This window comes from Stenotrophomonas sp. STEN029 (genome assembly GCF_056760015.1).
Map to the genome: position 1 here is coordinate 1 of NZ_JBRREC010000075.1, position 26,432 is coordinate 26,432.

23 protein-coding genes are annotated in these 26,432 nt (G+C 62.2%); 7 read left to right on the forward strand and 16 right to left on the reverse strand.

All coding sequences use genetic code 11. The annotated features are described in order from the left end of the window. The first annotated feature begins 208 nt into the window (after positions 1–208). Positions 209–1,666 carry an IMP dehydrogenase gene (guaB, locus tag ACVOLI_RS15360; protein WP_481615082.1) on the forward strand — a complete coding sequence of 486 codons (1,458 nt, stop codon included), beginning with the start codon at positions 209–211 and terminating at the stop codon, positions 1,664–1,666. Positions 1,667–1,770: 104 nt separating this feature from the next. Beyond that, a complete protein-coding gene (guaA, locus tag ACVOLI_RS15365) occupies positions 1,771–3,336 on the forward strand; it encodes a glutamine-hydrolyzing GMP synthase (protein ID WP_481615083.1) in 1,566 nt (521 codons plus the stop codon). Between the two features lie 278 nt (positions 3,337–3,614). Here the strand turns inward: guaA and ACVOLI_RS15370 are convergent, their stop codons facing one another. Beyond that, the gene (locus ACVOLI_RS15370) at positions 3,615–4,418 is read right to left on the reverse strand and encodes a class I SAM-dependent methyltransferase (protein WP_481615084.1); all 804 of its coding nucleotides are present in this window, start codon (positions 4,416–4,418) and stop codon (positions 3,615–3,617) included. A gap of 1 nt (position 4,419) precedes the next feature. Then, on the reverse strand, positions 4,420–4,911 hold the full coding sequence (locus tag ACVOLI_RS15375) for a DUF2938 domain-containing protein (RefSeq protein ID WP_481615085.1): 492 nt from the start codon (positions 4,909–4,911) through the stop codon (positions 4,420–4,422). Between the two features lie 78 nt (positions 4,912–4,989). On the opposite strand from ACVOLI_RS15375, the gene ACVOLI_RS15380 reads away from it, so the two are divergent. Further along, positions 4,990–5,433 (forward strand): helix-turn-helix domain-containing protein, encoded by a 444-nt coding sequence (locus tag ACVOLI_RS15380; protein ID WP_481615086.1) that lies wholly within the window; start codon positions 4,990–4,992, stop codon positions 5,431–5,433. Between the two features lie 188 nt (positions 5,434–5,621). Here the strand turns inward: ACVOLI_RS15380 and ACVOLI_RS15385 are convergent, their stop codons facing one another. The 4 genes from ACVOLI_RS15385 to ACVOLI_RS15400 all read right to left on the reverse strand — a co-directional run bounded on the left by ACVOLI_RS15385 (position 5,622) and on the right by ACVOLI_RS15400 (position 10,697). Further along, on the reverse strand, positions 5,622–6,683 hold the full coding sequence (locus ACVOLI_RS15385) for a fimbrial protein (protein WP_481615087.1): 1,062 nt from the start codon (positions 6,681–6,683) through the stop codon (positions 5,622–5,624). A gap of 8 nt (positions 6,684–6,691) precedes the next feature. Continuing rightward, positions 6,692–9,184, reverse strand: coding sequence for a fimbria/pilus outer membrane usher protein (locus ACVOLI_RS15390; protein ID WP_481615088.1), 2,493 nt, complete (start codon positions 9,182–9,184; stop codon positions 6,692–6,694). Positions 9,185–9,336: 152 nt separating this feature from the next. Next, a complete protein-coding gene (locus ACVOLI_RS15395; RefSeq protein ID WP_481615089.1) occupies positions 9,337–10,071 on the reverse strand; it encodes a fimbrial biogenesis chaperone in 735 nt (244 codons plus the stop codon). Between the two features lie 95 nt (positions 10,072–10,166). Next, entirely contained in the window at positions 10,167–10,697 is a 531-nt protein-coding gene (locus ACVOLI_RS15400; protein WP_481615090.1) for a fimbrial protein, read from the reverse strand. 1,246 nt (positions 10,698–11,943) lie between these two features. Here ACVOLI_RS15400 and ACVOLI_RS15405 point away from each other — a divergent pair. After that, entirely contained in the window at positions 11,944–14,004 is a 2,061-nt protein-coding gene (locus tag ACVOLI_RS15405) for a putative bifunctional diguanylate cyclase/phosphodiesterase (RefSeq protein ID WP_481615091.1), read from the forward strand. A 3-nt stretch (positions 14,005–14,007) separates the two neighbouring features. On the opposite strand, the gene ACVOLI_RS15410 is transcribed toward ACVOLI_RS15405, so the two are convergent. Beyond that, positions 14,008–14,895, reverse strand: coding sequence for a LysR family transcriptional regulator (locus ACVOLI_RS15410; RefSeq protein ID WP_481615092.1), 888 nt, complete (start codon positions 14,893–14,895; stop codon positions 14,008–14,010). A gap of 82 nt (positions 14,896–14,977) precedes the next feature. On the opposite strand from ACVOLI_RS15410, the gene ACVOLI_RS15415 reads away from it, so the two are divergent. Then, positions 14,978–15,385: a CidA/LrgA family protein gene (locus ACVOLI_RS15415; RefSeq protein WP_481615093.1), complete on the forward strand. Its 408-nt coding sequence runs from the start codon at positions 14,978–14,980 to the stop codon at positions 15,383–15,385. Beyond that, positions 15,375–16,094, forward strand: coding sequence for an LrgB family protein (locus tag ACVOLI_RS15420; RefSeq protein ID WP_481615094.1), 720 nt, complete (start codon positions 15,375–15,377; stop codon positions 16,092–16,094). Before ACVOLI_RS15415 ends, ACVOLI_RS15420 begins: the two co-directional genes overlap by 11 nt. 17 nt (positions 16,095–16,111) lie before the next feature. On the opposite strand, the gene ACVOLI_RS15425 is transcribed toward ACVOLI_RS15420, so the two are convergent. The 6 genes from ACVOLI_RS15425 to amaB form a co-directional block, all read right to left on the reverse strand. Continuing rightward, on the reverse strand, positions 16,112–16,999 hold the full coding sequence (locus ACVOLI_RS15425) for a DMT family transporter (RefSeq protein WP_481615101.1): 888 nt from the start codon (positions 16,997–16,999) through the stop codon (positions 16,112–16,114). A gap of 32 nt (positions 17,000–17,031) precedes the next feature. After that, on the reverse strand, positions 17,032–18,075 hold the full coding sequence (gene murB / locus ACVOLI_RS15430; protein ID WP_481615095.1) for a UDP-N-acetylmuramate dehydrogenase: 1,044 nt from the start codon (positions 18,073–18,075) through the stop codon (positions 17,032–17,034). Continuing rightward, positions 18,072–19,127, reverse strand: coding sequence for a quinone-dependent dihydroorotate dehydrogenase (locus tag ACVOLI_RS15435; RefSeq protein WP_481615096.1), 1,056 nt, complete (start codon positions 19,125–19,127; stop codon positions 18,072–18,074). Before ACVOLI_RS15435 ends, murB begins: the two co-directional genes overlap by 4 nt. A gap of 4 nt (positions 19,128–19,131) precedes the next feature. After that, a complete protein-coding gene (locus tag ACVOLI_RS15440; protein ID WP_481508257.1) occupies positions 19,132–19,902 on the reverse strand; it encodes a class I SAM-dependent methyltransferase in 771 nt (256 codons plus the stop codon). 7 nt (positions 19,903–19,909) lie between these two features. After that, positions 19,910–20,206 (reverse strand): DUF4190 domain-containing protein, encoded by a 297-nt coding sequence (locus tag ACVOLI_RS15445; protein WP_282269011.1) that lies wholly within the window; start codon positions 20,204–20,206, stop codon positions 19,910–19,912. A 126-nt stretch (positions 20,207–20,332) separates the two neighbouring features. Continuing rightward, on the reverse strand, positions 20,333–21,865 hold the full coding sequence (gene amaB, locus ACVOLI_RS15450) for an L-piperidine-6-carboxylate dehydrogenase (RefSeq protein WP_296250624.1): 1,533 nt from the start codon (positions 21,863–21,865) through the stop codon (positions 20,333–20,335). Positions 21,866–22,122: 257 nt separating this feature from the next. Here amaB and kdsA point away from each other — a divergent pair, with 257 nt between their 5' ends. Next, positions 22,123–22,968, forward strand: a complete 846-nt coding sequence (gene kdsA, locus ACVOLI_RS15455) for a 3-deoxy-8-phosphooctulonate synthase (RefSeq protein WP_481615097.1) — start codon at positions 22,123–22,125, stop codon at positions 22,966–22,968. 116 nt (positions 22,969–23,084) lie between these two features. Here the strand turns inward: kdsA and galE are convergent, their stop codons facing one another. From galE to ACVOLI_RS15470, 3 genes are all read right to left on the reverse strand, one after another. After that, complete coding sequence (gene galE, locus ACVOLI_RS15460) at positions 23,085–24,107, reverse strand: UDP-glucose 4-epimerase GalE (RefSeq protein ID WP_481615098.1); 1,023 nt, start codon at positions 24,105–24,107, stop codon at positions 23,085–23,087. Between the two features lie 221 nt (positions 24,108–24,328). Beyond that, on the reverse strand, positions 24,329–25,273 hold the full coding sequence (locus ACVOLI_RS15465) for a KpsF/GutQ family sugar-phosphate isomerase (RefSeq protein WP_481615099.1): 945 nt from the start codon (positions 25,271–25,273) through the stop codon (positions 24,329–24,331). 244 nt (positions 25,274–25,517) lie between these two features. After that, complete coding sequence (locus ACVOLI_RS15470; protein WP_481615100.1) at positions 25,518–26,102, reverse strand: capsular polysaccharide export protein, LipB/KpsS family; 585 nt, start codon at positions 26,100–26,102, stop codon at positions 25,518–25,520. Positions 26,103–26,432 lie beyond the last annotated feature (330 nt).

The window sequence follows — 26,432 nt, forward strand, 5'->3', positions numbered from 1 at the left end:
CCTCCCCCAGCCCACGAGTCGCCCGCCGCCCCCGCCGCCCCGCCGCCCCCGCCCGCCCCCCCCCCCCCCCCCCCCCCCCCCCCCCACTACAGACCGTGGTCCCTGAACACCTCCCCGCCAGCGCGACACTGCGTCGCACTTGCCCCCTGACATCGGCGGGCAAATAAGGGTAAAATGTCGCGCTTCCCCACATCTACCGGGCACGCCGATGCTGCGCATCCAGGCTGAAGCACTAACGTACGATGACGTTTCCCTCGTCCCCGCTCACTCCATCGTTCTGCCTAAGGACGTTGACCTTGGCACGCGGCTGACGCGCGACCTGCGGTTGAAGTTGCCGATTGTCTCGGCCGCCATGGATACCGTCACTGAAGCCCGCCTGGCCATTGCCATGGCCCAGATCGGCGGCATTGGCATCCTGCACAAGAACCTGACCGTCGAGCAGCAAGCTGCCGAAGTGGCCAAGGTCAAGAAGTTCGAATCCGGCGTCATCCGCGACCCGATCACCGTTGGTCCGGAAACCACGATCCGTGACGTGTTGGCCCTGACCCAGGCGCACAACATCTCCGGCGTGCCGGTGGTTGGCAGCGATGGCCTGCTGGCCGGCATCGTCACCCACCGTGACATGCGCTTCGAGACCGAGCTGGACGATCCGGTCCGCCACATCATGACCAAGAAGGATCGCCTGGTCACGGTGAAGGAAGGCGCGGCCTCGGACGAAGTCCTGTCGCTGCTGCACAAGAACCGCATCGAGAAAGTCCTGGTGGTCAACGACGCGTTCGAACTGCGCGGCCTGATCACGGTCAAGGACATCCAGAAGAAGAGCGACAACCCCAACGCTGCCAAGGACGCCGCAACGCGCCTGCTGGTTGGTGCTGCGGTCGGCGTTGGTGGTGACACCGACCGCCGCGTCGAGGCGCTGGTCGCCGCCGGCGTGGACGTGCTGGTGGTGGACACCGCGCACGGCCATTCGCAGGGCGTTCTGGACCGCGTGCGCTGGGTGAAGAAGAACTTCCCGAACGTACAGGTCATCGGTGGCAACATCTGCACCGGTGATGCTGCGCTGGCCCTGCTCGACAGCGGCGCCGATGCGGTCAAGGTTGGTATCGGCCCGGGCTCGATCTGCACCACGCGCGTTGTCGCGGGTGTCGGCGTGCCGCAGGTCACCGCGATCGACCTGGTTGCCGAAGCGCTGCAGGATCGCATCCCGCTGATCGCCGACGGTGGCATCCGTTACTCCGGCGACATCGGCAAGGCGCTGGCCGCTGGTGCGTCGACGGTGATGATCGGCGGCCTGCTCGCAGGTACCGAGGAGTCGCCGGGCGAAACCGAACTGTTCCAGGGCCGCTCCTACAAGAGCTACCGTGGCATGGGGTCGCTGGCTGCGATGGAGAAGGGGTCCAAGGACCGCTACTTCCAGGACGCCGCCACCGCCGACAAGCTGGTGCCGGAAGGCATCGAAGGTCGTGTGCCGTATCGCGGCCCGGTTGGCGGCATCATCCACCAGCTCATCGGTGGCCTGCGCGCGACCATGGGCTATGTGGGCTGCGCCACCATCGAAGAAATGCGCACCAAGCCGAACTTCGTCAAGATCAGCGGTGCCGGCCAACGTGAGAGCCACGTCCACGACGTGCAGATCACCAAAGAGCCGCCGAACTACCGCGCTTGATGCGGTAAGCAGAAGAGGAACGTGGACCTGGTCCCGTTCCTCTTTCTCTATCCGCCATTCGTTTTGCATCGACTCCCGTTTTCATTGATCACTTGCCGGGCTTTATGACCAACATCCATAACGACAAGATCCTCATCCTCGATTTCGGCGCACAGTACACGCAGCTGATCGCGCGCCGCATCCGCGAGTTCGGTGTGTACTGCGAAATCTGGGCATGGGACCACGATCCGGCCGAGATCGCCGCTTTTGGTGCCAAGGGCATCATCCTGTCCGGCGGCCCGGAAACCACCACGCTGCCTGGCGCGCCGGCTGCGCCGCAGGAAGTGTTCGACAGCGGCCTGCCGCTGCTGGGCATCTGCTACGGCCTGCAGACCATGGCCAAGCAGTTGGGCGGTGGCACCGAAGCCGCTGACCAGCGCGAGTTCGGCCATGCCGAGGTCAAGCTGGTCGGCAACGACGCACTGTTGGGTGGCCTGTCCGACCACAACGGCGAGCCGCGCCTGGATGTGTGGATGAGCCACGGCGACCACGTCACCCACGTGCCGCCGGGCTTCGCCATCACCGCCGTGACCGACCGCATCCCGGTGGCCGCGATGGCCAACGAAGACAAGCGTTGGTACGGCGTGCAGTTCCACCCGGAAGTGACCCACACCAAGCAGGGCTCGGCGCTGCTGAAGCGCTTCGTCACCGATATCTGCGGCTGCGCCACGCTGTGGACCGCGGCCAACATCATCGACGATCAGATCGCCCGCGTGCGCGAGCAGGTTGGCAGCGATGAAGTGATCCTCGGCCTGTCCGGCGGCGTTGATTCCTCGGTGGTCGCAGCACTGCTGCACAAGGCCATCGGCACCCAGTTGACCTGCGTGTTCGTCGACACCGGCCTGCTGCGCTTCCAGGAAGGCGACCAGGTCATGCAGATGATGGCCGAGAACATGGGCGTCAAGGTCGTGCGCGTGAATGCCGCCGACCGTTACTTCAAGGCACTGGAAGGCATCAGCGATCCGGAAGCCAAGCGCAAGATCATCGGCAACCTCTTCGTCGAAATCTTCGATGAAGAATCGAACAAGTTGAGCAATGCCAAGTGGCTGGCGCAGGGCACGATCTATCCGGACGTGATCGAGTCGGCTGGCAGCAAGACCGGCAAGGCACACGTCATCAAGAGCCACCACAACGTGGGCGGCCTGCCGGAAGACATGAAGCTCAAGCTGGTCGAGCCGCTGCGTGAGCTGTTCAAGGACGAAGTGCGTCGCCTCGGCGTCGAACTCGGCCTGCCGCGCGCGATGGTCTATCGTCATCCGTTCCCGGGTCCGGGCCTGGGCGTGCGCATCCTCGGCGAAGTGAAGCGCGAATACGCTGAACTGCTGGGCAAGGCCGACGCGATTTTCATCGAGGAACTGCGTGCCGCCGATCTGTACGACAAGACCAGCCAGGCCTTCGCCGTGTTCCTGCCGGTCAAGTCGGTGGGTGTGGTTGGCGATGCACGTGCCTATGAGTGGGTGATTGCACTGCGTGCAGTGGAGACCATCGACTTCATGACCGCGCATTGGGCGCACCTGCCGTACGACTTCCTCGGCCGCGTCTCCAACCGCATCATCAATGAACTGCGTGGCGTCTCGCGCGTGGTCTACGACATCTCCGGCAAGCCGCCTGCGACGATCGAGTGGGAGTGATCGGGTATCTGATACGGCGCGGTAGCAACTGGCGCTAGCAAGTCAAACGCCCGTGTAGCGCGTAGTGCTGTTCAATGAGCAACCCGGAATCCGATGCCAGACCTCTGGCATCGGATTTTTCTTTTGTGGGAGCGGCGTAAGCCGCGAAGCACGTACATCATCAAGATGGCACGGGTGCCCGGAGAGCTCGAACAGCGTCAGCTTCGCGGCTTACGCCGCTCCCACAGGCCAGCGCTTTGCCTGAGGACAGCTGCATTGAGCGCGATGCGGGAGTTGCGTCATCCTGGGCAAGTCTGGTCCGGAACTCGGCCCTTCACTGCATTGGCGCGCGCGCGACAGGTGATATGTCCTTCGGCATCCGCCGCCAGGCGAGCACTGATCCGATCCTTCAGCAAGGCGCGCTCCTCGGCGGTCATTGCCGCGAGCGTCGAGCCGACGCTGGGCGCACCGAGCGCAGTGGACCAGAAATCCTCCAAATCGGCGAAGGTGCGGGATACGTCGATTTCGCGGGTTTCAATCGCTTCCAGGCCCGCATCGCTCCACAACTGCTGCAATACCTCGATTCGCGATGCTTCAGGGCTGGGTGGCGACGGAACGGTATGGCCAAGCCCGCGCATCTCTGCCAGCAACATCTCATAGGGGAATCCGCCACCCGGCATGTCCCAGGCGTACGCGGCGACGCTGCCGCCCGGGCGAACCACGCGTGCCATTTCAGCCACACCGCGAGCGGGCTCCGGGACAAAGAAGATCACCAGCGGCATCACGGCGATATCGAAGGCAGAAGCCGGGCAGGGCAGGGCCATCGCATCACCTTGTTCAAACACTGCTGCCTGCAGCGCTGGTTGGGCTTGCGCATAGGCGAGCTGTTCGCGGGATGGATCCACACCGTGCAGCGACGCTGGCGCGCTGCGTTCGGAGATCATCTGGGTGAAAGCGCCGTTGCCACAGCCCACATCCAACCATTGCTGCTGTGGTGCCGGGGCTAGCCAATCGAGGAATACTTCGCCGGCAAGCTGGCTCCATGCACCCATGTAGCGCTCATACGCAGCGCCATCGCGAAAGCGGATTTCGTTGGTCGTCATATCAGGCCTCAAGGAACATCATCAGCGTAGCCGAAAGATACAGCCCCAGTCCGAACACGGTATGCGTGGCCAGGCTGCGCAGGCAGTTCTGCAGCGGCGTTGGCGTCTTCGATGCCATGAACCCTGCACCCATCGCAGGCTGCATCACCAATAGCGGTGCCACTACGGTCGCTGCGCCTACGGCCAAGGCAGGTGGCAAGGTGGGGCGATGCAGCCAGGACGGGCCTTGAATCGCCAGCAGCAAGGCTGCGAATGCGATGCCAACGGCGTAGTGGATGCCCCAGCCAAGCAGCCGCTCGCCGGGTATTGCCGCCGCATGCCTGATGCTGGGATGGGCGAAGGTGCCCCCGCGCAGGTGACCGGCCCAGCGCCCGAGCAGTGCGTAGTCGAGCGTGGCCGCGCCGAGTCGTTTGAGGGTTTGGGTCCAGGCATCCATCACGATGGTCGCCCCGATTCCAACCACTACCATCCGCAGTACATCCATCCACGTCATGTCGGTTCCTCTGCAATGACCCATCTGTTGCCCGAGACATGCTAAAAGTTGAAGTCAACTTCAAGTCAAGGGTCTAGGATGGACATCGCAGAAGTCGCCAGGCGAACGGGGCTGCCGTCCTCCACGCTACGGTTCTACGAAAACAAGGGCCTGATCGTGGCAAGTCGCGCAGCGGGTGGGCGGCGGCACTTTGCGGCCGACGTGCTTGACCAACTGGCTTTGATTGCCCTCGGTCAGGCTGGTGGGCTGTCGCTGGATGAGATCCAGGCCATGCTGTCGCCGAAAGGTGCCCCGCGGGTTGATCGGACGCTGCTGCTGGCCAAGGCCGACGAGATCGATGCAACCGTAAAGCGCCTGCGGGCGATGAGCCAGGGTCTGCGTCATGCAGCAGCATGCCCTGCGGTGAACCACGCCGAATGCCCAACATTCCGGCGCTTGCTCAAGGTGGCTGCCGCTGGGCGGTTGAGGCCGGACGCGGCCAAGCCGAAGGTTGCAAGACGCAGTCCGCGGGCCGGCAGTTGATTGGTTCCGTGCTTGCTCAGTGCGAGTTGCCCTGAAGACGGCGACGCTTCCGGCAATACGCGCTACCTCTTTGTCCGGTTGGCTGTGGTGTTCTTCAGTCTCAGCAAGCGGAACGGTTGCGTGGGATCGGCGCCAGCAGATCCGGTTGTTCCATCTGGGGTGCCGCTCTCAGGGCGTCCCGCCCGGCTTCAGCGGAACGTTACATTGACCGTGGCGGTTGCCGAGAACGGCCCCAGTTGTGCGGTGTCGTCGGTCCAGATCAACGAGGCGAGAAAGTCGTAGTTCATCAGCGTGTTGTTGACTGGACCCAGTGCAATGGATTTCTTGAGTTGGATGAAGTGGCCGGGTGTATCTGCCTGGGATATCGCGATGCCGAAGCCGCCGTTGAGTTTCGGCATGATCAGGATGCCGTCCTTGACAGTGTTGAGGGTACTGATTGAAGCGATCAGCGTTCGATTGCTGCATTCATTGCCCGCGCCGGGATGGGTCATGTCGACCTGGATTTGAAAAGGGACCTGTGACTGGACCTTGCCTTTGTTGATGTCCGCAACCGGGATGCGGCCAAAATTCACCATGCTTCCCGAGTTGCCGATGATCGTGATGCTCGGATTACAGGCGATGAAGTGGATCTGTCCGAGCCCGGACACACCTGCGCGGAAATTCGAGTTGGGTACGGTGTTCAGGCCGCCCTCGCCATCCACCTGGAATAGATCGTAGACCCCCCAGTTGTTGATTTGTCCATTCTGGGGCGGTGGGCTGCCTGTGGCCTTGATGTAGATGGAGAAGGTGACGTACAACACCATCGAGGTTGCACATCGTTTTGCCCTGGCGTTGTTCCAATACATCTTGCAGTTCGGGCGGTTGGCTGGCGGCACGGTTCCTTTGCCTGCCAGCATTCTGGGGTCGCCTCCGTTGATGTCGTGGTCGACATTCTTGATGGTCACGCCAATCTCGATCGAAGGATGGATCTGTGCAACGGTTCTGTCCGGGTCCCAGTAGAAGAAAGCGTCTTCCCCTTGCGGTGCACCTTGCGCGTCCACGCAGCGGAAGCTCACGGTGTAGTCCTCCGAGCGCCACAGCAGCCGGCCACGAACTGCGTCACCCTTGGAAATCACGATCTCGTCGTGCAGTGTGATGACCTGATTGATGGATTCGGTCATGGCATCCTTGCAGGACAGGGCCCACGCTGCGTTTGGCAGCACCAGTAGAAGCATCAGTGCTGAAAAGCCCTTGAGTAATACTTTCTTCATCGTCAATTTCATTGTCGTTGGCCCGGCGGAACGCAGTGCAATGCGACGCGCCGGTAACCGGGCAGGGTCATGTGGGAAGGGCTTGCCTGGATCTGCTCCAGGCGCATCTCACAGCGCTGATCAGGTCTCGTGCCCCAGCGGACGGAGAGCCGGTCGCCCAGGTGCACGCCACTGACGAAGATCTCGCCATTGGGGCCGGCGATGCCGCGGCTCAGGCCATCGTTGTCGAATACCGTGGCGCCGAGGGGTACGCGGATATCCTCGACCAGGATGGGGTGGATCATCAGGCTGATGCCACGACGGGTCTCAAAGTCCACCCGCGTCAAGGCACCGCGGGTTGGAACAATGTTTCTGGCAGTCCTGCTGGCATCGATGTCAGCGCCAAGGTCATCGGTGCGCAGGGCCACCCGATTGCTGCGATAAGCGCTGACGCCGCTGACCAGGCCATAGCCGCGCCGGTCCAGCCGCACACCGGACTGATTCTCCAGGCCGAGGCCTGCGCCATCCTGTGCATGCACCAGCACATTGGTACGGTGCAAGGACTGCGCGAAGGTAAGGCCATTGCGGTGCAGGACCCAGCCGCCGCGTACCCCCCAGTTGATCTGGGAGTAGCTGTCCGCAAGCGTGCCCCCGATCGTGGCGACGCCCTTGCTCCCCATGTAACGCAGGTTTGCCGAACCGATCTTGCCGGTATCGGATTTACCAATGTTCAGCCCGTAGCCCAACCGGTCGCCATCCAGCAGCGAGCCATTCATCCCCGATTGGTAGCTTGCACCGCTCCTGCGTGAGTGGCTGTAGGAAGCAGAACTGCTGCTGCGGCGCAGTCCCAGGCCATCAAGCGGCAGTGAAAGCGTCAGCCCGAATGAACGGTCGGCGCGGTTGTAGCGTCCTTCGCTGTGCCTGAAGTAGGTGCCAAAGCTGATGGCGCCCAAGCGGCCGTTCAATCCCAGCTGCAGTTCACGCTCTCGTTCACTGGCGCCCCAATAGTCCTGCTTGTTGTAGCTGGCATTGAGCGAGTAGTCGTCCGATATGCGCTGGTTCAGCGCGATTTCCAGGCGGTTGCGTTTGTTGTGGTAGCGCTGGCTTTGGATCAGATGCTGCCGCGCTTGCGTCCACGGCGCTGCGTGATCGGGGTATTCGATCTGCTCGTCGTAGCTGGCTTCGTAATAGCCGTGGCGCCATTGCGCACGCTCCGCCGAGGCATCGCTGAAATCGTAGTAGCCGGAGGTGGAGTAGCGATGACCGACCAGACGGAACTCGGTCCCATGTGCATTCAGTGACTTGGAATACAGGAAGCGATAGCTCTGGCCGTTGCTGACCTTGCCCTGGGCAAGCCGGGTGCGGGCGTGGATGACATCGATGGAGGCCGAGCCAAACTTGCCCAGGCTTTGGGCCGCACCAACCGCTAAAGCGCTGTAGTTGGCGGACAACAGCAGGCCGGCATACGGTGTGGTGTCCGATGCCAGCCCGCGTGCTGCGGTAGCCTGCACAAAACGCGGCTGGTAGCGGTCGTAGCCATTGCGCAGTTCGCCGCCGCTGAATTCGTAGTGCACCAGGCCCGGTCGCAGCATGGTTTCGACCGCGGAAAAGGATTGCTTGTAACGTTGCAGCGAACCGTCGGCTTCGACAATGGAGACATCCAGTTCGCCACTCAGACGATTGGGCACGATATCGTCGATCTGGAAGGGACCCGGGGCCACGTTCAATGCATAGATGAGGCTCCCGTCCTGACGGATTTCCACACGTGCATTGCTGGCGGCGATGCCGCGCACCACGGGGGCATAGCTGCGCTGGCTGTAAGGCAGCATCTCATCGTCGTTGGACATCTGTATGCCGCGAAAGCGCACGCTGTCAAAGACCCCATGTGCGGTATAGGTATCACCAAGCGTCAACCTGCTGTGCGAGGACCCTAGATCGGTCTCGGCACGGAAGCCCTGTGTTGTCCAGTGCGTTCGGCTGTCATTGTTTGATCGGTTGGCACTGGCGGTATGGCGGAAGCGCCACATGCCTGCATTGAGCGTGCTGTTGATCGATGCAAAAAAGTAGTCATCGCGGCGCTGCTGCTTGTGGTCGTTGTGCGCGCCATTTAATGCGTAGTCGACCAGCAGCGCGTTGATGCCCTGGTCGCGCAGCCCCTTTGGAATATGTCCGCGCGGCAGGTTGAGCAGGTGCACCTGGGGTACACGCAGATCCAGACGCTGCTGGTTGCCGTTATAGCTGACGCGTGCATCAGGAATGGAATGGGCAAGTACATGGCAGTCAGGTGCATCGCCTGCACCAGTCTCCGCATCCTCCAGGCGGATGCCCCACTGCTTGAGCCGGCTGCGCGAAAGGCAGGGTTCGGTCTGGCCGGACGGGGACGCCGCAAACACGATTTCTTCGCGAGCCACCTCATTGCCATTGAGATAGATGGCGAATGGATAGGTGCCGGGCAGGATTGCGCCGGGGCGGGATAGCGCGGCGACATCCGCTTGGCTGCTGCCGGCGCGCAGAAAATCCATATTGAAATTTGCTGCAGCAACTGCACTGTCGATGCTGAATGCATTGAGGGCAATCGCCAGTGGTGCCAAGCGAGGGGCAGCACTTCCCGGCCGCGGCGTTACACGGATTCTGCGAAGCATGAAGGAAATCGCGAAGTGGATCGGAGTTTGGCTCAGGACCGGAATGGCACATCGTTGACGTCGCTGATGCCGCCGTAGTCGTTGATGTAGCCAAAACGCAGCGACTGGACATCGCCAAGGTCGAGCTTGGACAGCGGCACGGAGAGTGTCTGGCCGGGCGCGATCATGTCCAGCTCGATATCGTTGCCGATGCCCGCGGTTGCCCGGCCTTGCAGATGCGAGAAGGTGATATGCATCGGACTGTTGTTGCGAACCTCCAGGCGTTGGCCGTCGGTGCGCCACTGCAAGCTGCGCGCGGCTTCATCCAGCGTCTGGTCGAGGCCACGCGGCCGGTAGAACAGCTTGATACGGGTGCGGATGGCTACCTGCAGAACGTTGTCGGCTTCCGCAGTTGGGGGGATTTCCTGCACGTTGATCCACAACAGCGACTCCTTGTCGGCTGGTAGCCCGCTGCCGGCGTAAATGGTGCGGACGACTGCCTGCTCGCCTGGCGCCAACTGCATCAGTGGAGGTGTGATCACCATTGGCAGGTCGCTTGGGACTGCGGAGTCGTCACCGTCGTCCAGCCAGGTCTGGACCATGTAGGGAAGGCTGCTTTTGTTGGAAAGCGTCATCGCGGCGGAGGCGGACTTTGCGTCATAGATGACGCGTGTGGTCTGCACTTGCACCGCTGCATGGGCAGCATGGGGTGAGGACAGGCAGAGCAGCATGGCCAGGGCGATCCACCACTTCGTCGGCGGGCAGTTGGAGGCGTGCATGAGAATCATCGGGCTTGCTATGGAGTTCACTGTTAGGGCGGGCGCTCACGCGGATAAGCCGCGGGGCTGGGAACGACAACGCGTCCTCAGCCCCACGGACAGCATCAGCGGTACTCGATGGAGAACGTCGAGTTCGCGTCGGCGATGCCGGCACCGACATCCTTCTCGAAGGACTTGTAGCGCGCCTTCAGATTGACGCTTGCCTTGCCCGTGGCAGCAACGGTGACCAGTGCCGGGTCCATCAGGTCCTGATTGATCGGGAATACCTTGTCGTTGTTGTCCAGGATCTCAATGCCGACGCCAGTTGCCTTGCTTACCGCAAGCAGTTCCGGATGGCCGGCTGGCGTGGTGCCGTCAAAGCGCAGCGTGTAGGTGCCGGCTTCACAGTTTTCCATGTCGATGTTGAAGCTCTTGGGCGCCGACACATCACCGGCTTCCTTGAACAGTGTGGTCGGGAAAGTACCGATGGTGACGGTCTGGTCCACACTGGCCGTGCTTACGTCGCATGTGGACTGGACGATCTCGCCCTTGAAGGTGATGGTGCCCGATGCGGCCTGCGCCGCAGGTGCCATCAGGCAGGACAGTGCAAGCGCCAATGCGGCGGTCTTGGCGACGTTGGTGTTGATGAAGTTCATTTGTCTTTCCTGTTTGTTGCGGGTGACGTCAACACTGCTCGTGCATTTGCTGCGGAGTGTTGGTTGACCGTGGTGATGCCTGCAGCGCAGTTGGTAGCAGTTGAAAAGAACGCGAGTCGAGGGCGGCGTTGCGAAGCAGGCTGTACCCGTACGTCGGCGATGCAGGCGCGGGGGTTGGCTCATGCGTTTTCTGCATGAGTGGTTGGGAAGGGCTCACTCCAGGTGCTGCGAGCAAGTGCGGTGGTGGAACAACTACGTGATGAAGCAAAGACCTGTGTGAGTGGCCACCCCGCTGTTGGCGGAACAGCGCAATGCATCAGGCGCAACCTGCGCTATCGCGCTGATTGGCGATGACATGGATTTCGTCCAGGCAGAGAGCCCGTAGGTTGAGGCGTGGCTGCGCGGAGTTGACCGTCAACTCACGATGGAATTGGACTTGCGCGGGGCATGCTGTTCAGCGCAGATGCTCGGTAATCCGAATGCGCACCTCGTGCGCTTGCGGGGTGTCCCGCTATGACAGGGAGGGGAGCATGCCTGGCTTGGAGTTGCCAGCGAAGCTGGCAGTGCATACTCCGGCCGCGTAGTGGGTGCTTGTGATTGGTGGTGCTGATATGCCTTGAAGCTTCAAATCGAGCCGAAAATATTATGTTTTCCAGCTGATCCAGGCTGTAGGTATTCCCCAGACTGTGGGCGGCGAAAAGTGATGAAACAGCGGGGAATTTGCGCTGATCGCATTCGGATTTGCCGCTGGAATGCTTTTGAATGCCAGTGTTGATCGTGTGGATACGACCAGGTATTCATGTTCCGGGGCGCGGGAATTGAGAAGCAGACTTGATCGCAGTGCGGCTCGGGGTGCAGATGAATAGGCGCGACAGGGTGTCGGTCCTGGCGTGGAGAGAAGGCTCGGAAGCAAGCTCATCCGCTATGTTGTGGTCGAGTGGGGCGTTGCGCGCTAGCTGTGCGGTTTCCAGCTGCCGTGTGCCTGCTCGGATGGGGTTGGGCCGGATTGTGATCTCGGTCGGCGGAAGCGCGCTTGCGCTTCTGTGCGCCATCGGGTGTTGGACACCGTTGCGATGTGTCACTGCGCTGTAATCGTTATCCTTCGCTACCGCGTACACACGGTTTTCACTTCAGCCACGCCTGCTGTACTGCATGATGTTGCTGCGTGATCGGTGGAGGCAATGCATCAGGGGGAAGTGCAATGCTTTGGGACGAGGCTGTTGAACCGTCACCAGGGAGGGGGAGATTGACGGATTTGTATGTGCAGTTGCAGGCAGTGTTGGACGCGTTGCCGCAGATGGCTGCGATGGTTCACGATGGTGTGCCCGTGCAGGCCAATCTGCGTTGGCGTGAGTTCTTCGGCAATGATGCGGCGCTGGGAAGTTCACGTGATTGGCTTGAGCGTGTGCATGCCGATGAGCGTGCGCTGGCGATAGCGGGCTGGCGCGAGTTCCTGCTGCATGGGCATGCGCCCGCATTTGAATGTCGTCTGCAGGATGAGGCCGGCATCGAACACTGGTTCGAGGTGCGCCTGGGGAGCCCCGCAGCGGAGGTTCCGTTGCAGGCGGTGACAATGACGGATATCAGTGCCAGGCGTCGCCTGCGTCATTCTCTGGAGCAGAGCCTGGATCTGCAGGACCGGATGCTGGATGCCAGCATGGACTGCATCCAGGTGATAAACAGCGACGGCACGGTGCGGCACATGAATCGCTCCGGCTGCGTGGCGTTCGGGCTGCCGCAGGACGAGCGCACGTTCGGAATGCAGTGGGCCGATCTTTTGCCTGCGGCTTTTCGCAACAAGGGACGGCGAGCGTTGGCGCAGGCCGCGGGTGGGCGGGCGGCGCGCTTTGCAGGCCAGACCGGCAGCGAAGGCGCGCTTACGCAGTTCTGGGACAACGTCCTCACCCCGATGTTTGACGGGCAAGGACAGGTGAGCGGCATCCTGTGTGTCTCGCGTGATGTCAGCCGGCAGCAGCACGCCGAGCGGCGGCTGCGGATCGCCTGCGAAATCGATGAGTTGACCGGTTTGCCAAATCGGCGCTCGTTCAATCGCAGGCTGCGGTTGAGCTTGCAGCGCCAGCGTGAGTGCAATGGAACCCTTGGGTTGATGATCATCGACCTGGATCACTTCAAGCACGTCAACGACACGTTGGGGCATTCGGCTGGCGATCACCTGCTGCGGGTGCTGGCCAGGCGGGTTGCGGCGCACGTTTCCGACACGACCCTGGTCACGCGCCTGGGGGGCGATGAGTTCGCGGTGGTACTGGAGCACATTGCCGGTGAGGCCGAGTTGCTGCAGGTTGCCGAAGGCATCAGTTTGCTGGCCGAAAGCTCGGTGACCTTTGCCGGGCAGGTGATCAATACCGGGATGAGTATCGGCTGTGCCATGTATCCACGCGATGCCTGTGATCCGGCGGAGCTGTTGAAAGCAGCCGACACCGCGTTGAATGATCTGAAGGCCAACGGGCGCGGTGGCGTGCGTTTGTACAGTCGGCGGTTGATGGCCATCGCCGAGGAGGCAGCGAATCAACGATTGATGGCGCGCCAACTGGTGCGCGACGGTGGCGTGGTGCCGCATTACCAGCCGAAGGTGAACCTGCAGGATGGTCGCGTCGTCGGTTACGAGGCATTGCTGCGTTGGCCTTGCGTCGAAGACAAAGGCATCGGCGAAGACTGCCAGCTTGATGAGGCGTTTCGCGATTATGAGCTCGCTTCCCGTCTGGCCGAGGCCATGCATCTGCAGGTATTGGCGGATATCCGTGCGTGGCAGGCGCAGGGCCTGCAGGTGTTACCGATCGCAATCAATGCCGCGCCGGTGGAGTTCCTCCGTGACGACTTTGCCGAGATCCTGCTGGAGAAACTGCAGCGGTTTGCGGTCGACCCGGTGTTGATCGAGCTGGAGATCACCGAGCAGGTACTGACCGATCGTGGCTCAGCTTTCGTCGCCCGTGCGCTGGGTCTGTTGAAGGACGCCGGCATGCGGATCGCACTGGACGATTTTGGTACCGGGCATTCCTCATTGGCGCACCTGCGCGACTACCCGATTGATGTGCTCAAGATCGATCGCAGCTTCGTCGCCCGCATGGTGGCCGAGCCATCGATCCGCGCGATAGTCGAAGCGGTCGGCAAGCTTGGGCCGAGCTTGCGCCTTGATCTGGTTGCCGAGGGAGTGGAGAACGCCAGCCAGCGGCAGATCCTGATTGAGGCTGGTTACCGGATTGGCCAGGGTTTCCTGTATGACCGTGCGGTCGACGCCGCGCAGGTGGCGCAGCGCCTGCAGGGGGCGCCGAAGCTGTCGACGGCGTAAGTATCAATCGGCCTGGCCGTGCTGCGCCTCCACCAGCCGCAGCCAGGCCTGTGCGGCGGCAGACAGATAGCCGCCGCGCCGCCAGGCCAGCACCATTTTCCAGTCCAGCTCCGGCTCATCCAGCGGCACGATCACGACGTCCGCACGCGGGCGGGCGTTGGCGATCATGCGTGGCAGCAGGGCCACGCCCAGACCCGCCGCGACCAGCGCGACGATGAAGTCCGGTTGGCCGCTGCGGGTGACTTCGCGCGGGCTGAAGCCGCGAACCTGGCAGGCCTGGATGATGTGGCGGTTCAGCAGGAAGCCCTTCTCGAACAGCACAAAAGGCACATCTGCCAGATCCTGCAGTTGCAGGGTGGCCGAGCCCGCCAATGGGTGCTGGCGCGGCAGCAGCGCGACCAGCGGTTCGGTGCGCACCGGTTGCCAGTCCAGGTCGTCGGCGACCGGCAGCAGACTGGCGGCCAGCTCGATCTCGCCGGCGCGCAGGCTTTCCTCAAGTGCCTCGCTGCCGCGTTCGAGTACACGCAACTCGATCTGCGGATGGAGCTGGCGGAAGCGTGCAAACACCGGCGCGAACAGGATGTCGCTGCCCAGCGAGGCCAGGCCCAGGTGCAGTTCGCCTCGCTGCAGGTCGCGCAGTTCTTCCAGTTCGCGCAACATGTCTTCGCGTTCGCCGAGCAGGGCCAGTGCGCGGCGGTAGACGATCTGCCCAGCTGGGGTCAGCCGTACCCCGTTGCGGGAGCGCTGCAGCAGCACTTCACCCAGCTCATCCTCCAGCTGGCGGATGGCCTTGCTGATGGTTGGTTGGGTCGCGAATACTGCTTCGGCGGCCGCTGAAAAGCCGTCATGGCGGACCACTTCCACCAACATGCGTAGCTGCCTGATATCCATTCTTAAATGGAATCCTATGGATGCAATCAATTCATTTTATTTATAGATAAGCCCGGCGTACATAGGAGGAATGGAAACCTTGATGTCGTCATTGCGTCGCGGCCAACTCGGACTGCGACGTGGGTTGCGCCGTAGCGCCGGCTTGCAGATCGGCGTGCTGGTGGTGATCTGGCTGCTGGCGCAGGCGCTGATGCAGCGCCTGGGCGTGCCGGTACCCGCCGGCATCGTTGGCTTGTTGGTGCTGCTGCTGGCCTTCGCGATGCGCTGGTTGTCGCCGCGCTCGTTCGCGCGTGGTGCGCAGTGGCTGCTGGCGGAAATGCTGTTGTTCTTCGTGCCAGCGGCAATGATCCTGCTCGATAACCGGCAGATGTTCGGTTTGCTTGGACTGAAACTGTTGCTGGTGGTGGTGGGCGGCACCTTGCTGGTGATGGCAAGCACGGCGGTGACCGTCGAACTGTTGCTGCGGTGGAGCCTGCGCTATGAAGCTTGACGCGCTGATCCAACAACCGGGGCAATTGCTGTGGCCGGTGTTCTGGGCCGTGCTGACGGTGGCGGTCTACCTGCTGGCCAAACAGTTGTATCTGCGCAGCGGCAAGGCCTGGGCGTCACCGTTGATCACTGCGCCATTGGTCCTGCTGGGTCTTGCGTTGGTGTTGCACGCCAACTACCACGACTACCTGCGTGGCACGCATTGGCTGGTGGCAATGCTGGGGCCGGCGACGGTTGCGTTCGCGGTGCCCATCCATCAGCAGCGGGCGTTGATTGCGCGGCATTGGAAGGTGCTGGGTGCAGGTGTGTTGGTCGGTAGTGGGGTGGCGATCGTCGCTGCGTGGGCGATGGCCACGGCTCTGCACCTGTCGCCGGAGCTGCGCCTGAGCCTGGCGCCGCGCTCGGTCACCACACCGTTTGCGATGGACGTCTCCGGACGCATCGGTGGCATCCCCGGGCTGACTGCGGTGTTCGTGATCATCACCGGCGTCTGCGGCTCGCTGTGCGGACAGGTGCTGCTCAAGCTACTGCCGGTGCGCAGTGCGATGGCACGTGGTGCGCTGTTTGGCATGGGCGCGCATGGCATGGGCGTGGCCAAGGCGCGCGAGCTGGGCGAGAGCGAGGGGGCAATCGCCGGGCTGGTGATGGTGATGGCCGGTGTGTTGAACGTCGCCGTCGCGCCCTTGTTGGTGATGCTGCTGCAGCGCTGACGACGGCTGGGCTCAATTCAGGCCGGGGTGTCGCCGGCCCGGGCGTTCTGCAGGATGTCTTGCCGACGCGCCAATACCGCTTCGCGGTGGGCGATATAAGCGTTGGCGCCGAGGATGATCAGGGCGCCGATCACGGTCCAGCGGTCCAGTGTTTCACCGAACAGCAGCCAGCCCATGACTACCACCAAGGGCAGCTGGGTGAAGCTGATGGGGGTGAGTGCGGAAACTTCACCCAGCTTGAGCGCACGGGTCCACAGCAGCTGGCCCAGTGTGCCCATCACGCCGGTCGCCACCAGCCACAGCCAGGCGATGCCGGTCGGCCAGACCCAGACGAACAATGCCGGAATCAACGACAGCGGCACCCAGAACACATAGGTGTAGAACACCACGGTATCCGGGCTGTCGACGCGGGTGAGCTGCTTGATCTGGATCGCGACCAGCGCGCTGAGCACGGCGGCCAGCACCGCGATCAGGCTGCCGAGCTCGAAGCTGTGGGCGCCTGGACGGACGATCACCAACACCCCGATGAAGCCGACAATCACCGCCGCCCAGCGGCGGAAGCGGACCTTCTCACCCAGCCACAGCACGGCGGCGATGGTGACGAACAACGGTGTGGAGTAGGACAGGGAGATGGCTTGCGACAGCGGCAGGTGGCCAATGGCCCAGAAACCACACAACATCGAGGCAAGGCCAATTGCGCTGCGCAGGAAGTAGCGCGGCAACTGCTGGGTACGCAACGGCGCGTGGCCCGGCCGCAGCAGCATCGGCAACAGCGCCAGCAGCCCGAAACTGTTGCGGAAGAACGCTACTTCCTGGGTGGGGACATAGGCGGTTGCCAGACGGATGGCGATGGCCATCAGGCCGAAAGCCATGGCGCTGCCGAACATCAGCAGGGCAGCGCGCATTGCGGTGGAGCGGGGTGCAGCCAAGGCAGTATTCACCAGCGGGCGCCAACCAGCCTTGGTTCGGGTTCAATCGGTACGCCGAACTTCTCCAGCACGGCTGCAGATACACGTCGGGCAAACGCCAGCAGCTCGGCGCCGGTGGCATTGCCGTGGTTGACCAGCACCAGGGCGTGGTTGGGCGAGACGCCGGCATCGCCGTCACGCTGGCCTTTGAAGCCGGCCTGCTCGATCATCCATGCCGCCGATACCTTGCGGTTGCGCACATCGTTGCCGGGGAACACGGGCAGCTCGGGGTAGTGCTGCAGCAGCACGTCGATCTGTTCCAGCGGCAGGATCGGGTTCTTGAAGAAGCTGCCGGCATTGCCGAGTACATCCGGGTCAGGCAGCTTGCGTTGACGGATGGCGATGACGGCATTGGCCACGTCGGCCGAGACCGGGAACTCAATTCCCATGGTCTGCAGCTCCTCGCGGATGCCGGCATAGTCCAGCTGCAGCTCGTGCAGCAGCGGCAAGCGGAACTCGACGGCGGTGATCAGGTAGCGATCAGCCTCATGCTTGAACAGACTGTCGCGGTAGCCGAAGCGGCAGGCTTCCTGGTCCAGGCGCACCCAGACCTGCTCCTGCCGGTCCCAGGCCTCGACGATCTGGATGAACTCACCGACCTGGGCGCCATAGGCACCGATGTTCTGGATTGGCGCGGCGCCGACAGTACCGGGGATCAGTGCCAGGTTCTCAAGACCGGACAGGCCTTCGTTCAAGGACCACATCACCAGTTCGTGCCAGATCACGCCAGCGCCTGCGCGGACAATGGTGTGGTCGGCGCGGTGTTCCAGCGCGCTGATCTCGCGGTTGTCGAACACCAGCACCACATCTTCCGGATCGGCGGCCAGCAGCACGTTGCTGCCGCTGCCAAGCACCAGCAGGTCTGCCGCACCGATGGCGGCCAGCGCTTCAGGCAGGGCAATGGGATCGGCGATACGCAACATGCGCGGTGCACGGGCGTCGACATGGAAGGTGTTGAGGTGGCGCAGTGGAGCGTTCTCTGTCAAAGACCAAGCTAGGGCGGCATTCGTCATAGCGGTGCGACGGCGCCTCCCGACGGGGATTCGCGACGGCGACGGATGGCATTCACGCAGTCACCGATCAGGCTTGGGCCCTGGAAGATCAGCCCGCTATAGCACTGCACCAGGGTCGCGCCAGCTGCCATCTTGGCGACAGCATCCGCGCCCGAGCTGATGCCACCGACGCCAATCAGCGGTACCGACTCGGGCAGGCGCGCACGCAGGCGCCGCAAGACCAGGGTGGATTGGCCGAGCAAGGGCGCGCCGGACAGGCCACCGATTTCCTTGGACAGTGGATCCGCTTCGACCGTGGGCCGGCCGATGGTGGTGTTGGTGGCGATGACGCCATCCACGCTCAGCTCGCCGAGTACGCGCGCGGCGGCATCGATGTCGCGGTCACTCAGGTCCGGCGCCACCTTGACCAGCATCGGCACGCGCTTGCCGTGCTTGGCCGCCAGTTGCTCCTGCGCCTCGCGCAGGCCGCCAACCAGCCGCCGCAATGCCTGCTCTTCCTGCAGCTCACGCAGGCCGGCGGTATTGGGCGAGGAGATGTTGACGGTGATGTAGTCGGCCAGCGGATAGACCTTTTCCATGCAGATCAGGTAATCGGACAGCGCGTCCTCGTTGGGCGTGTCCTTGTTCTTGCCGATGTTGATGCCGAGCGGGCCGGGACGATGCTTGACCGCCTCCACGTTCTTCACCAGTGCATCAACACCGAGGTTGTTGAAACCCATGCGGTTGATGATGGCGTTGTGCCGAGGCAGGCGGAACAGGCGCGGCTTGGGGCTGCCGTCCTGCGGGCGCGGAGTGATGGTGCCGATCTCGACATAGCCGAAGCCCAATGCAAACAGGGCTTCGATGTGCTCGCCGTTCTTGTCCAGGCCAGCGGCCAGACCAACCGGGTTGGGGAAGCTCAGGCCGAACGCCGGGGTGGGAAGCGGCTTGATGCGGCCGGCAATCAGCGGCGTGGTGCCGGTGCGCCAGGCAAGATCCAGCGCGGACAGGCCCAGGCCGTGCGCGCGCTCGGCATCAAGGGTGAACAGGAAGGGGCGGGCAATGGAATACATAAGCTCAGTTCAGCGTGCCAACAAAGGCGCGGGTTTGGTACTCAAAGGCAACCTTGCCATCGACCGCATGCGCATCAAACAGGCGCTGCAGGGCCTCCAGCATCGGGGAATGACGTTCGTGGCCGGCTTGCGGTGCGTACGAGGAAGACAGCAGCCGGCCACGCAGGCCGTCGTAGTCCAGGTGCTGCACATTCGGCAGGTGGACCAGGCCGCGCAGCCCATCGCCGAACCAGTCGCGCATGGTCTGGTCGTCCTGGTAGCGCTCGGCGACCTCGGTGTAGTCGGTGCCGTAGTCCAGCAGCAGCTGCTCGTAGCCGGCCAGGAACGGCGAGGCATCGAGCAGGCGTGAGTTCCAGTACACCAGTGCCAGTCCGCCCGGACGCAGGATGCGCATCCATTCGCGACGTACAGCGGCGGTATCGAACCAGTGGAAAGCCTGCGCGGCCGCGACCAGATCAACGCTGTGGTCCGCCAGGGTTGTGGCCTCGGCGGTACCGGCGACGGATTGCAATTGCGGATACCCGGGCAGCAGCCATTGTTCGGCTGCGGCGCGCATTGCGGCATTGGGTTCAACCGCGATCAGCGGATGACCAGCTGCCAGGAACAGCTCGCTGGAAATACCGGTGCCGGCACCGATATCGGCGACCAGGGCAGAGCGGGGCAGGCCGATATCGCGGTGCAGCCATTCCAGCAGCGTTGATGGATAGCCCGGGCGATAGCGCACATAGTCTGCTACCCGGCTGCTGAAACGTTGGGTTGAATCGGATTGCCCCATACCGGCCTCAGGAGTGCATCGCCGCGAGGCCAGCCAGGCCTCCGAAGAACACCAGGATGGCGATGAAGCAGATGATGCCGATCAGCCACAGCGCGGTAGCCAGCCAGCCCAGCACCAGCCCGGCCACGGCCAGGCCATCGCCTTCCAGTTGGCCGTTGCTGCGGCGGATTTCGCCACGTGCCATATGGCCGAAGATGATGGCGCAGATGCTGCCGATGGCGGGCAACAAGGTCCAGCCAAGGATGCCGGCGACCAGGCTGATCACGGCGTAGCTGCTGGTCTGGCGAGGTGCAGGAATGCTCATCGGGAACTCCGTTTCAGCTGTAGAAAGCCCCTCTCCCGCACGCGGGAGAGGGGTTGGGGTGAGGGCAGCTTTACAGCTGGGAACTCTCCCGGTTCAACGCCCCGACCAAAGCCGGGGCAGACACGATCAAAGATCGAACTTGATGCCCTGGGCCAGCGGCAGCGAGTCGGAGTAGTTGATGGTGTTGGTCTGGCGGCGCATATAGACCTTCCATGCATCCGAACCGGACTCGCGACCACCGCCGGTGTCCTTTTCGCCACCGAAAGCGCCACCGATCTCCGCACCGGACGTGCCGATGTTGATGTTGGCGATGCCGCAGTCGCTGCCGGCAGCCGACAGGAACTTTTCGGCGGTCTTCAGGTTCTGGGTGAAGATCGACGAGGACAGGCCCTGCGGCACGCCGTTCTGCATGTCGATGGCTTCGTCCAGCGTGCTGTACTTCATCACGTACAGGATCGGCGCGAAGGTCTCGTGCTGGACGATTTCATCGCTGTTCTTCAGGCCGGTGACAATCGCCGGCAGTACGAAGTTGCCAGCGCGGTCGATGGCGGTGCCGCCGGTCTCGACGGTGCCACCGGCAGCCTTGGCCTTGGCGATCGAGGCCAGGAACTGCTGCACGGCTTCCGGGCTGTTCAACGGGCCCATCAGGTTGGCGGCGTCGGTCGGGTCACCGATCTTGCCTTCGACCTGCTTGTAGGCCTTGATCAGCGTAGCCAGCACGTTGTCGTAGATGGATTCATGCACGATCAGGCGGCGGGTGGTGGTGCAGCGCTGGCCGGCAGTACCGACGGCGCCGAACACGATGCCCGGCACGGCCAGCTTCTGGTCGGCGGTCTCGTCCATGATGATGGCGTTGTTGCCGCCCAGTTCCAGCAGGCAGCGGCCCAGGCGCTGGGCAACCTTCTGGTTGACGGTGCGGCCGACCTGGGTGGAACCGGTGAACGAGATCAGCGGCACGCGGCGATCGTCGACCATCTTCTCCGACAGCGCGGTGCCGGCATCGTTGATCAGGAAGAACAGGTTCGGGAAGCCGGCACCTTCGAGCGCCTCATTGCAGATCTTCATCGTTGCAATGGCGGTCAGCGGGGTCTTGTTGGACGGCTTCCAGATGCAGATGTCGCCACAGATGGCCGCCAGGAACGCATTCCAGCTCCACACCGCGACCGGGAAGTTGAAGGCCGAGATGATGCCGACCAGACCCAGCGGGTGGTACTGCTCGTACATGCGGTGGCCGGGGCGCTCGGAATGCATGGTGTAGCCGTACAGCATGCGGCTTTGGCCCAGTGCGAAGTCGGCGATGTCGATCATCTCCTGCACTTCGCCGTCGCCTTCCGGCTTGGACTTGCCCATTTCCAGCGCGACCAGCGAGCCCAGTGCGTCCTTGTGCTTGCGCAGTGCTTCACCGCACAGGCGCACGGCTTCGCCGCGGCGCGGTGCCGGGGTGGTGCGCCATACCTTGTAGGCTTCCTGCGCGCGGGCGATGACGGTTTCGTAGTCAGCTTCGGTCGTCGCCTGGACCTCGGCGATCACTTCGCCGGTGGTCGGGTTCTGCGGCTTGAGGACGCCCGCGCCGGTGGCGGCGGACCATTCCCCGTTGCCCATGTAGGTGCCAGCGTTGGTGGCATCCAGCGCCAAGGCCTTGAGCAGCTCGGAAGACATTCAAACTCCTGTTTCTTAACGTTATTTTGGCGCCGTCGGAAACTTCGGGTGGGGGCGACGGAGTGAGTGCCACATAGTATCAGAGTGAACCGATTGGCCCCGCCCGCGCTGGGCTGGGGTTTACCGGTTGAGCACGAAAGGGGTGGTGGTGGCCAGCAGCGCGGATTTCAGGACGACAGGACCTGTCCCTGAGAGCTGTTTTCGGCCATATTCGCCACCCTTGGTTGGGGTTTCCCCGGTTTGAACAGGATAGACAGATGAACGTGACGATTTCGGACGGGGTAGTGGTCGGCAACAAGCTGCCCTTCGTGCTGTTTGGCGGGCTCAATGTGCTGGAGGACCTGGACTCCACCCTCTACGCCGCCGAGCGTTACGTGGAGGTCACCCGCAAGCTGGGTATCCCGTACGTGTTCAAGGCCTCGTTCGACAAGGCCAACCGCTCCTCGATCACCTCTTTCCGGGGCGTTGGGCTGGAAGAAGGGCTGCGCATCTTCGAGCGGGTCAAGCAGCGTTTCGGCGTGCCGGTAATCACCGACGTGCATGAAGTGGCGCAGGCGGCGCCGGTCGCTGAAGTGGTCGACGTGCTGCAGATTCCGGCCTTCCTGGCCCGCCAGACCGATCTGGTGACGGCGATTGCCCGCACCGGTCGTGCGGTCAACATCAAGAAACCGCAATTTCTCAGCCCGACCCAGATCAAGCACATCGTCAGCAAGATCCGCGAAGCCGGCAACGAGCAGATCATCCTGTGCGAACGCGGCGCTCAGTTCGGTTACGACAACCTGGTCGTGGACATGCTTGGCTTCCGCGAGATGATCGAAGCCACTGGCGGCCTGCCGGCGATCTTCGACGTCACCCACAGCCTGCAGCGCCGCGATGCCGGCAGCGAAGCCTCCGGTGGCCGCCGCCGCCAAGTGGTCGAACTTGCGCGTGCGGGTATGGCTGTAGGCATCGCCGGCCTGTTCCTCGAGGCGCATCCCGATCCGGACAATGCGCGCTGCGACGGTCCCAGTGCATTGCCGCTGGATGTGCTGGAGCCGTTCCTGGCGCAGATCAAGGCGCTGGACGATATGGTCAAGGCATTCCCGGTGCTGGATATCGCCTGACCTATGTGAGTCATATGGCCGGCTGCCCGAATCGGCGGCCGGCCAGCAAGTGGTCTGACGGGGAAAGCGTCGGCAGGCCACGGCTGGAGGACTGATTTCCAGATCGCTGGATGTGGCTAGGTTTGGCTGGGGAACCAATCGGGTGGGGCGCGATGCCACCGCCAAGCGCTTTCAATGATGGGTTCGAGTTCGGTCCATTGCGGTCGCCAGCCCAGTTGCTCGCGCGCCTTGCGACTTGACGCCACCAAGCTGGCTGGATCCCCTGTGCGGCGGGGAGCGATGTCGTATGGGATGCTGCGGCCCACGATCGAGGATGCTGCGGTAATGACCTCACGGACAGAGAAGCCTTGGCCATTGCCCAGGTTGAACGCGTGCGCGCCTGGGTGCCGGTCCATGAAGTCCAGCGCCAGCGCATGTGCTTGGGCGAGGTCCTGCACATGGACATAATCGCGGACGCAGGTTCCATCGTGGGTGGTGTAGTCGTCGCCGAACACCTTCAATGCTGCGCCGTGGCCGAGGGCCGAGCGCAGAACATTGGGGATGAGGTGGGTTTCGCAGGCATGCGCCTCGCCGATTCCATGCTCTGGCAAAGCACCGGCTGCATTGAAGTATCGCAGTGCCACGGAGCGCAATCCGTAGGCATGAGCCGCATCGGCAAAGATGCGCTCGGCCATCAGCTTGCTTGCCCCGTAGGGGTTGATTGGAACCGAAGGCTGGTCTTCATCAATCACATCACAATCGGGCGCTCCAAAGATAGCCGCCGTGGAAGAGAACACAATTCGGTCAACACCGTGGCGCCGCATTGCCTCCAGCAGATTCAGCGTTCCAGTGACATTGTTTGCGTAATAGCGATAGGGTCTGGTGACAGATTCGCCAACCAAAGAGCGAGCACAGAAATGCATCACGGCATCGAAGTGCTTGCGCTGGAACACCTGCTCCAAGGCATTGGGATCCATCAGATCTGCCTCCACCAGCTCGCCCCAACGTACGGCTGGCCGGTGTCCGGTGGAGAAATTGTCCAGTACCGTGATTGTGTGCCCGCGCGCGGCCAGCCATTGCGCCATGTGGCTGCCGATGTACCCGGCGCCGCCGCAAATGAGGATTGAGCGGCTATGCATCGAGGTGGCCGCCGTCGGCATACTTGAGCTCCTTGAATGTGATTTCCAGTTCGGGAAGAACGCTTACGGTGTGCGTTCTGTTCTTCAGAACCGCTGCTTGGCTGCAGGGCTGGGCGGAATAGCGTGTGCGTGCTTGATGAGGGAACATGGCGACTTGGTGGGAGATGGACAGGGTGTTGCAAGACACGCTGGCGCACTGCGTTTCCGTGCGCCCCGGCTGGCAGCTTCAGCTTGAAGGTGAGCTACTTTTTGAAAACGCCGAGCAGGCGGCTTTCATCAATCACGAGTAGTGCGGATATGCCGCGCTCATCCATGAGTTCCAACGCAGCCTCAACGCGGCAGCTGCTATTGATGGTGGCGGGGTTGGTTGTCATGAGGTCCTCGGCCGTTCTCTCGAAGAACGTCGAGCCATAGCGCGTCACGCCCCTGCGCAGATCGCCATCAGTGATGATGCCCCAGCTGTCCTCACACTCGACAATGGCAAGGCCGAGGTTGGATCGGGTAATGGCCTGCAGTACGCTGGCTGCAGGCGCGTCGGTGCCTATCAGGGGCAGATCATTGCAGACCATCTCATGTTCTACGCGCTGCAGCAGGCGCCGACCCAGCGCTCCTCCCGGATGGAATCTGGCGAAGTTCTCGGGCTTGAACTGGCGGGCTTCCATCAACGCAACCGCAAGTGCATCGCACATTGCCAACGCCGCCGTCGTTGACGCTGTTGGTGCGAGCTGCAGAGGGCACGCCTCCTCACGAACGGCGACATTCAGATGGAATGAGGCGGCTTGGGCGAGCGCGGAGCCTGGCACGCCGGTGATGGCGATAAGCGTGTTTCCGTTGTCTTTCAAGAATGGAAGCAGTTTGAGTACTTCCTTGGTCGAGCCAGAGTTGGAAATGGCGACGAACACGTCGCTGGCGGTCACCATGCCAAGATCGCCGTGAAAAGCCTCGGCCGGGTGCATAAAAAAGGCAGGGGTACCAGTGCTGGCAAGCGTTGCGGCCAGCTTCCGGCCGATGATGCCGGATTTACCCATGCCACAGATGATGACCCGCCCCGACGAAGCAAGGATGGCGCGTACTGCTAGCTCAAAATCCGCATCCAGCTGCTCGGCCAGTGCGGAAATAGCCTGTGATTCGATCTGGAAAACACGTATCGCGACCGCATTGGCGGTTTGGGGGAGCAGGGCTTGCATGTTTGGTCCTTGTAGTCACATCGTCGGTCACCAAGTGACTGATGGTGCGGTCTTTGGTCTACAGGGCGTTCTCAGCAGTGGAAGGCGATGATTGCTCGACGAATCAAAGCATCTGGCCTGCCGAAAAGAAATGAGACGTGCCTTGAAACCTGTGTGCGGCAGCGCGGGATCTTGGAAGATCAATCCGAGTTGAGTGGTTGGAACGCCATCACTTCGATGGTGCGCTGGGCTTAACCCGTCTGGACTAAGCGATTGCCCTAAGTCGGGCCCTCGCATGCAGCTTTTCCACAATGTGCGATGGGATTGGTGTGTTGCTTGTATCAAAGAAATCTACGTCAAGCAGGTAGCCCATGATGTAGTTTGGGAGCGTGTTCTGATCAATCTGCGCATAGATGCTGTCAGCAAGGAAATGCGTGGTCTTGCCGAGTATCTTTGCTTCCAGTCCAACCGTTGAATTGATCGTGTACACGACATCGGCAGCTTCAATCAGAACAGTTGTATTGCAGCTTGTTACATGGACGCGACCACCAAGATTTGCATGCTCGATGGCGCGATGGATGTAGCGGGTGTCGATCTCCGCCGGGTGAGGCTTGATCAGGATGGGGAGAGTGCATCGAGATACGATCTCTGTCAGCGCCTTGATGTTGTCGAGTTTGCTATTGAGGAGAAGCTGGGTGTCGCTGGATACCTGCATTGGGAAGAAGGCATAGCCGTCCCTGGGTTTAGGCGAGTTCGATGCCGTGTGTACTTTCCTGTGGCGTTTTCTGAACTGCGAGGCGGCTTTGTCAAATATCGCCGTCCAGTTGAAGTGACGGTAACCAAATAGCACTGCGTTGGCTCCGTCGAGAAAATGACGTGCATCGAGTTGGCGCGCTGTAATTGCTTGGGGCGGTACTTGTACAGCTCTCTTCTTCTTGATGAACGCATTGCGCCATTCATTGAATGCGGCGTTGTTGTCGCCAAAACGGCTCAGTAATGCTGGCTCCGAAAATAGTAGGGCCTGTGCATTGGTTCCAGTTGGGTCGGCGAACAGCTTCCCCGGAAGGTTTGAATCGCCCAGGCTTTTGTAGACACTCTTCAGCCGTTTAGTGCGTACTGCCGTTCAAACTCTATCGGGGACAGGCCGCCATTGGAACCGTGTCGCCGTGTCGGGTTGTAA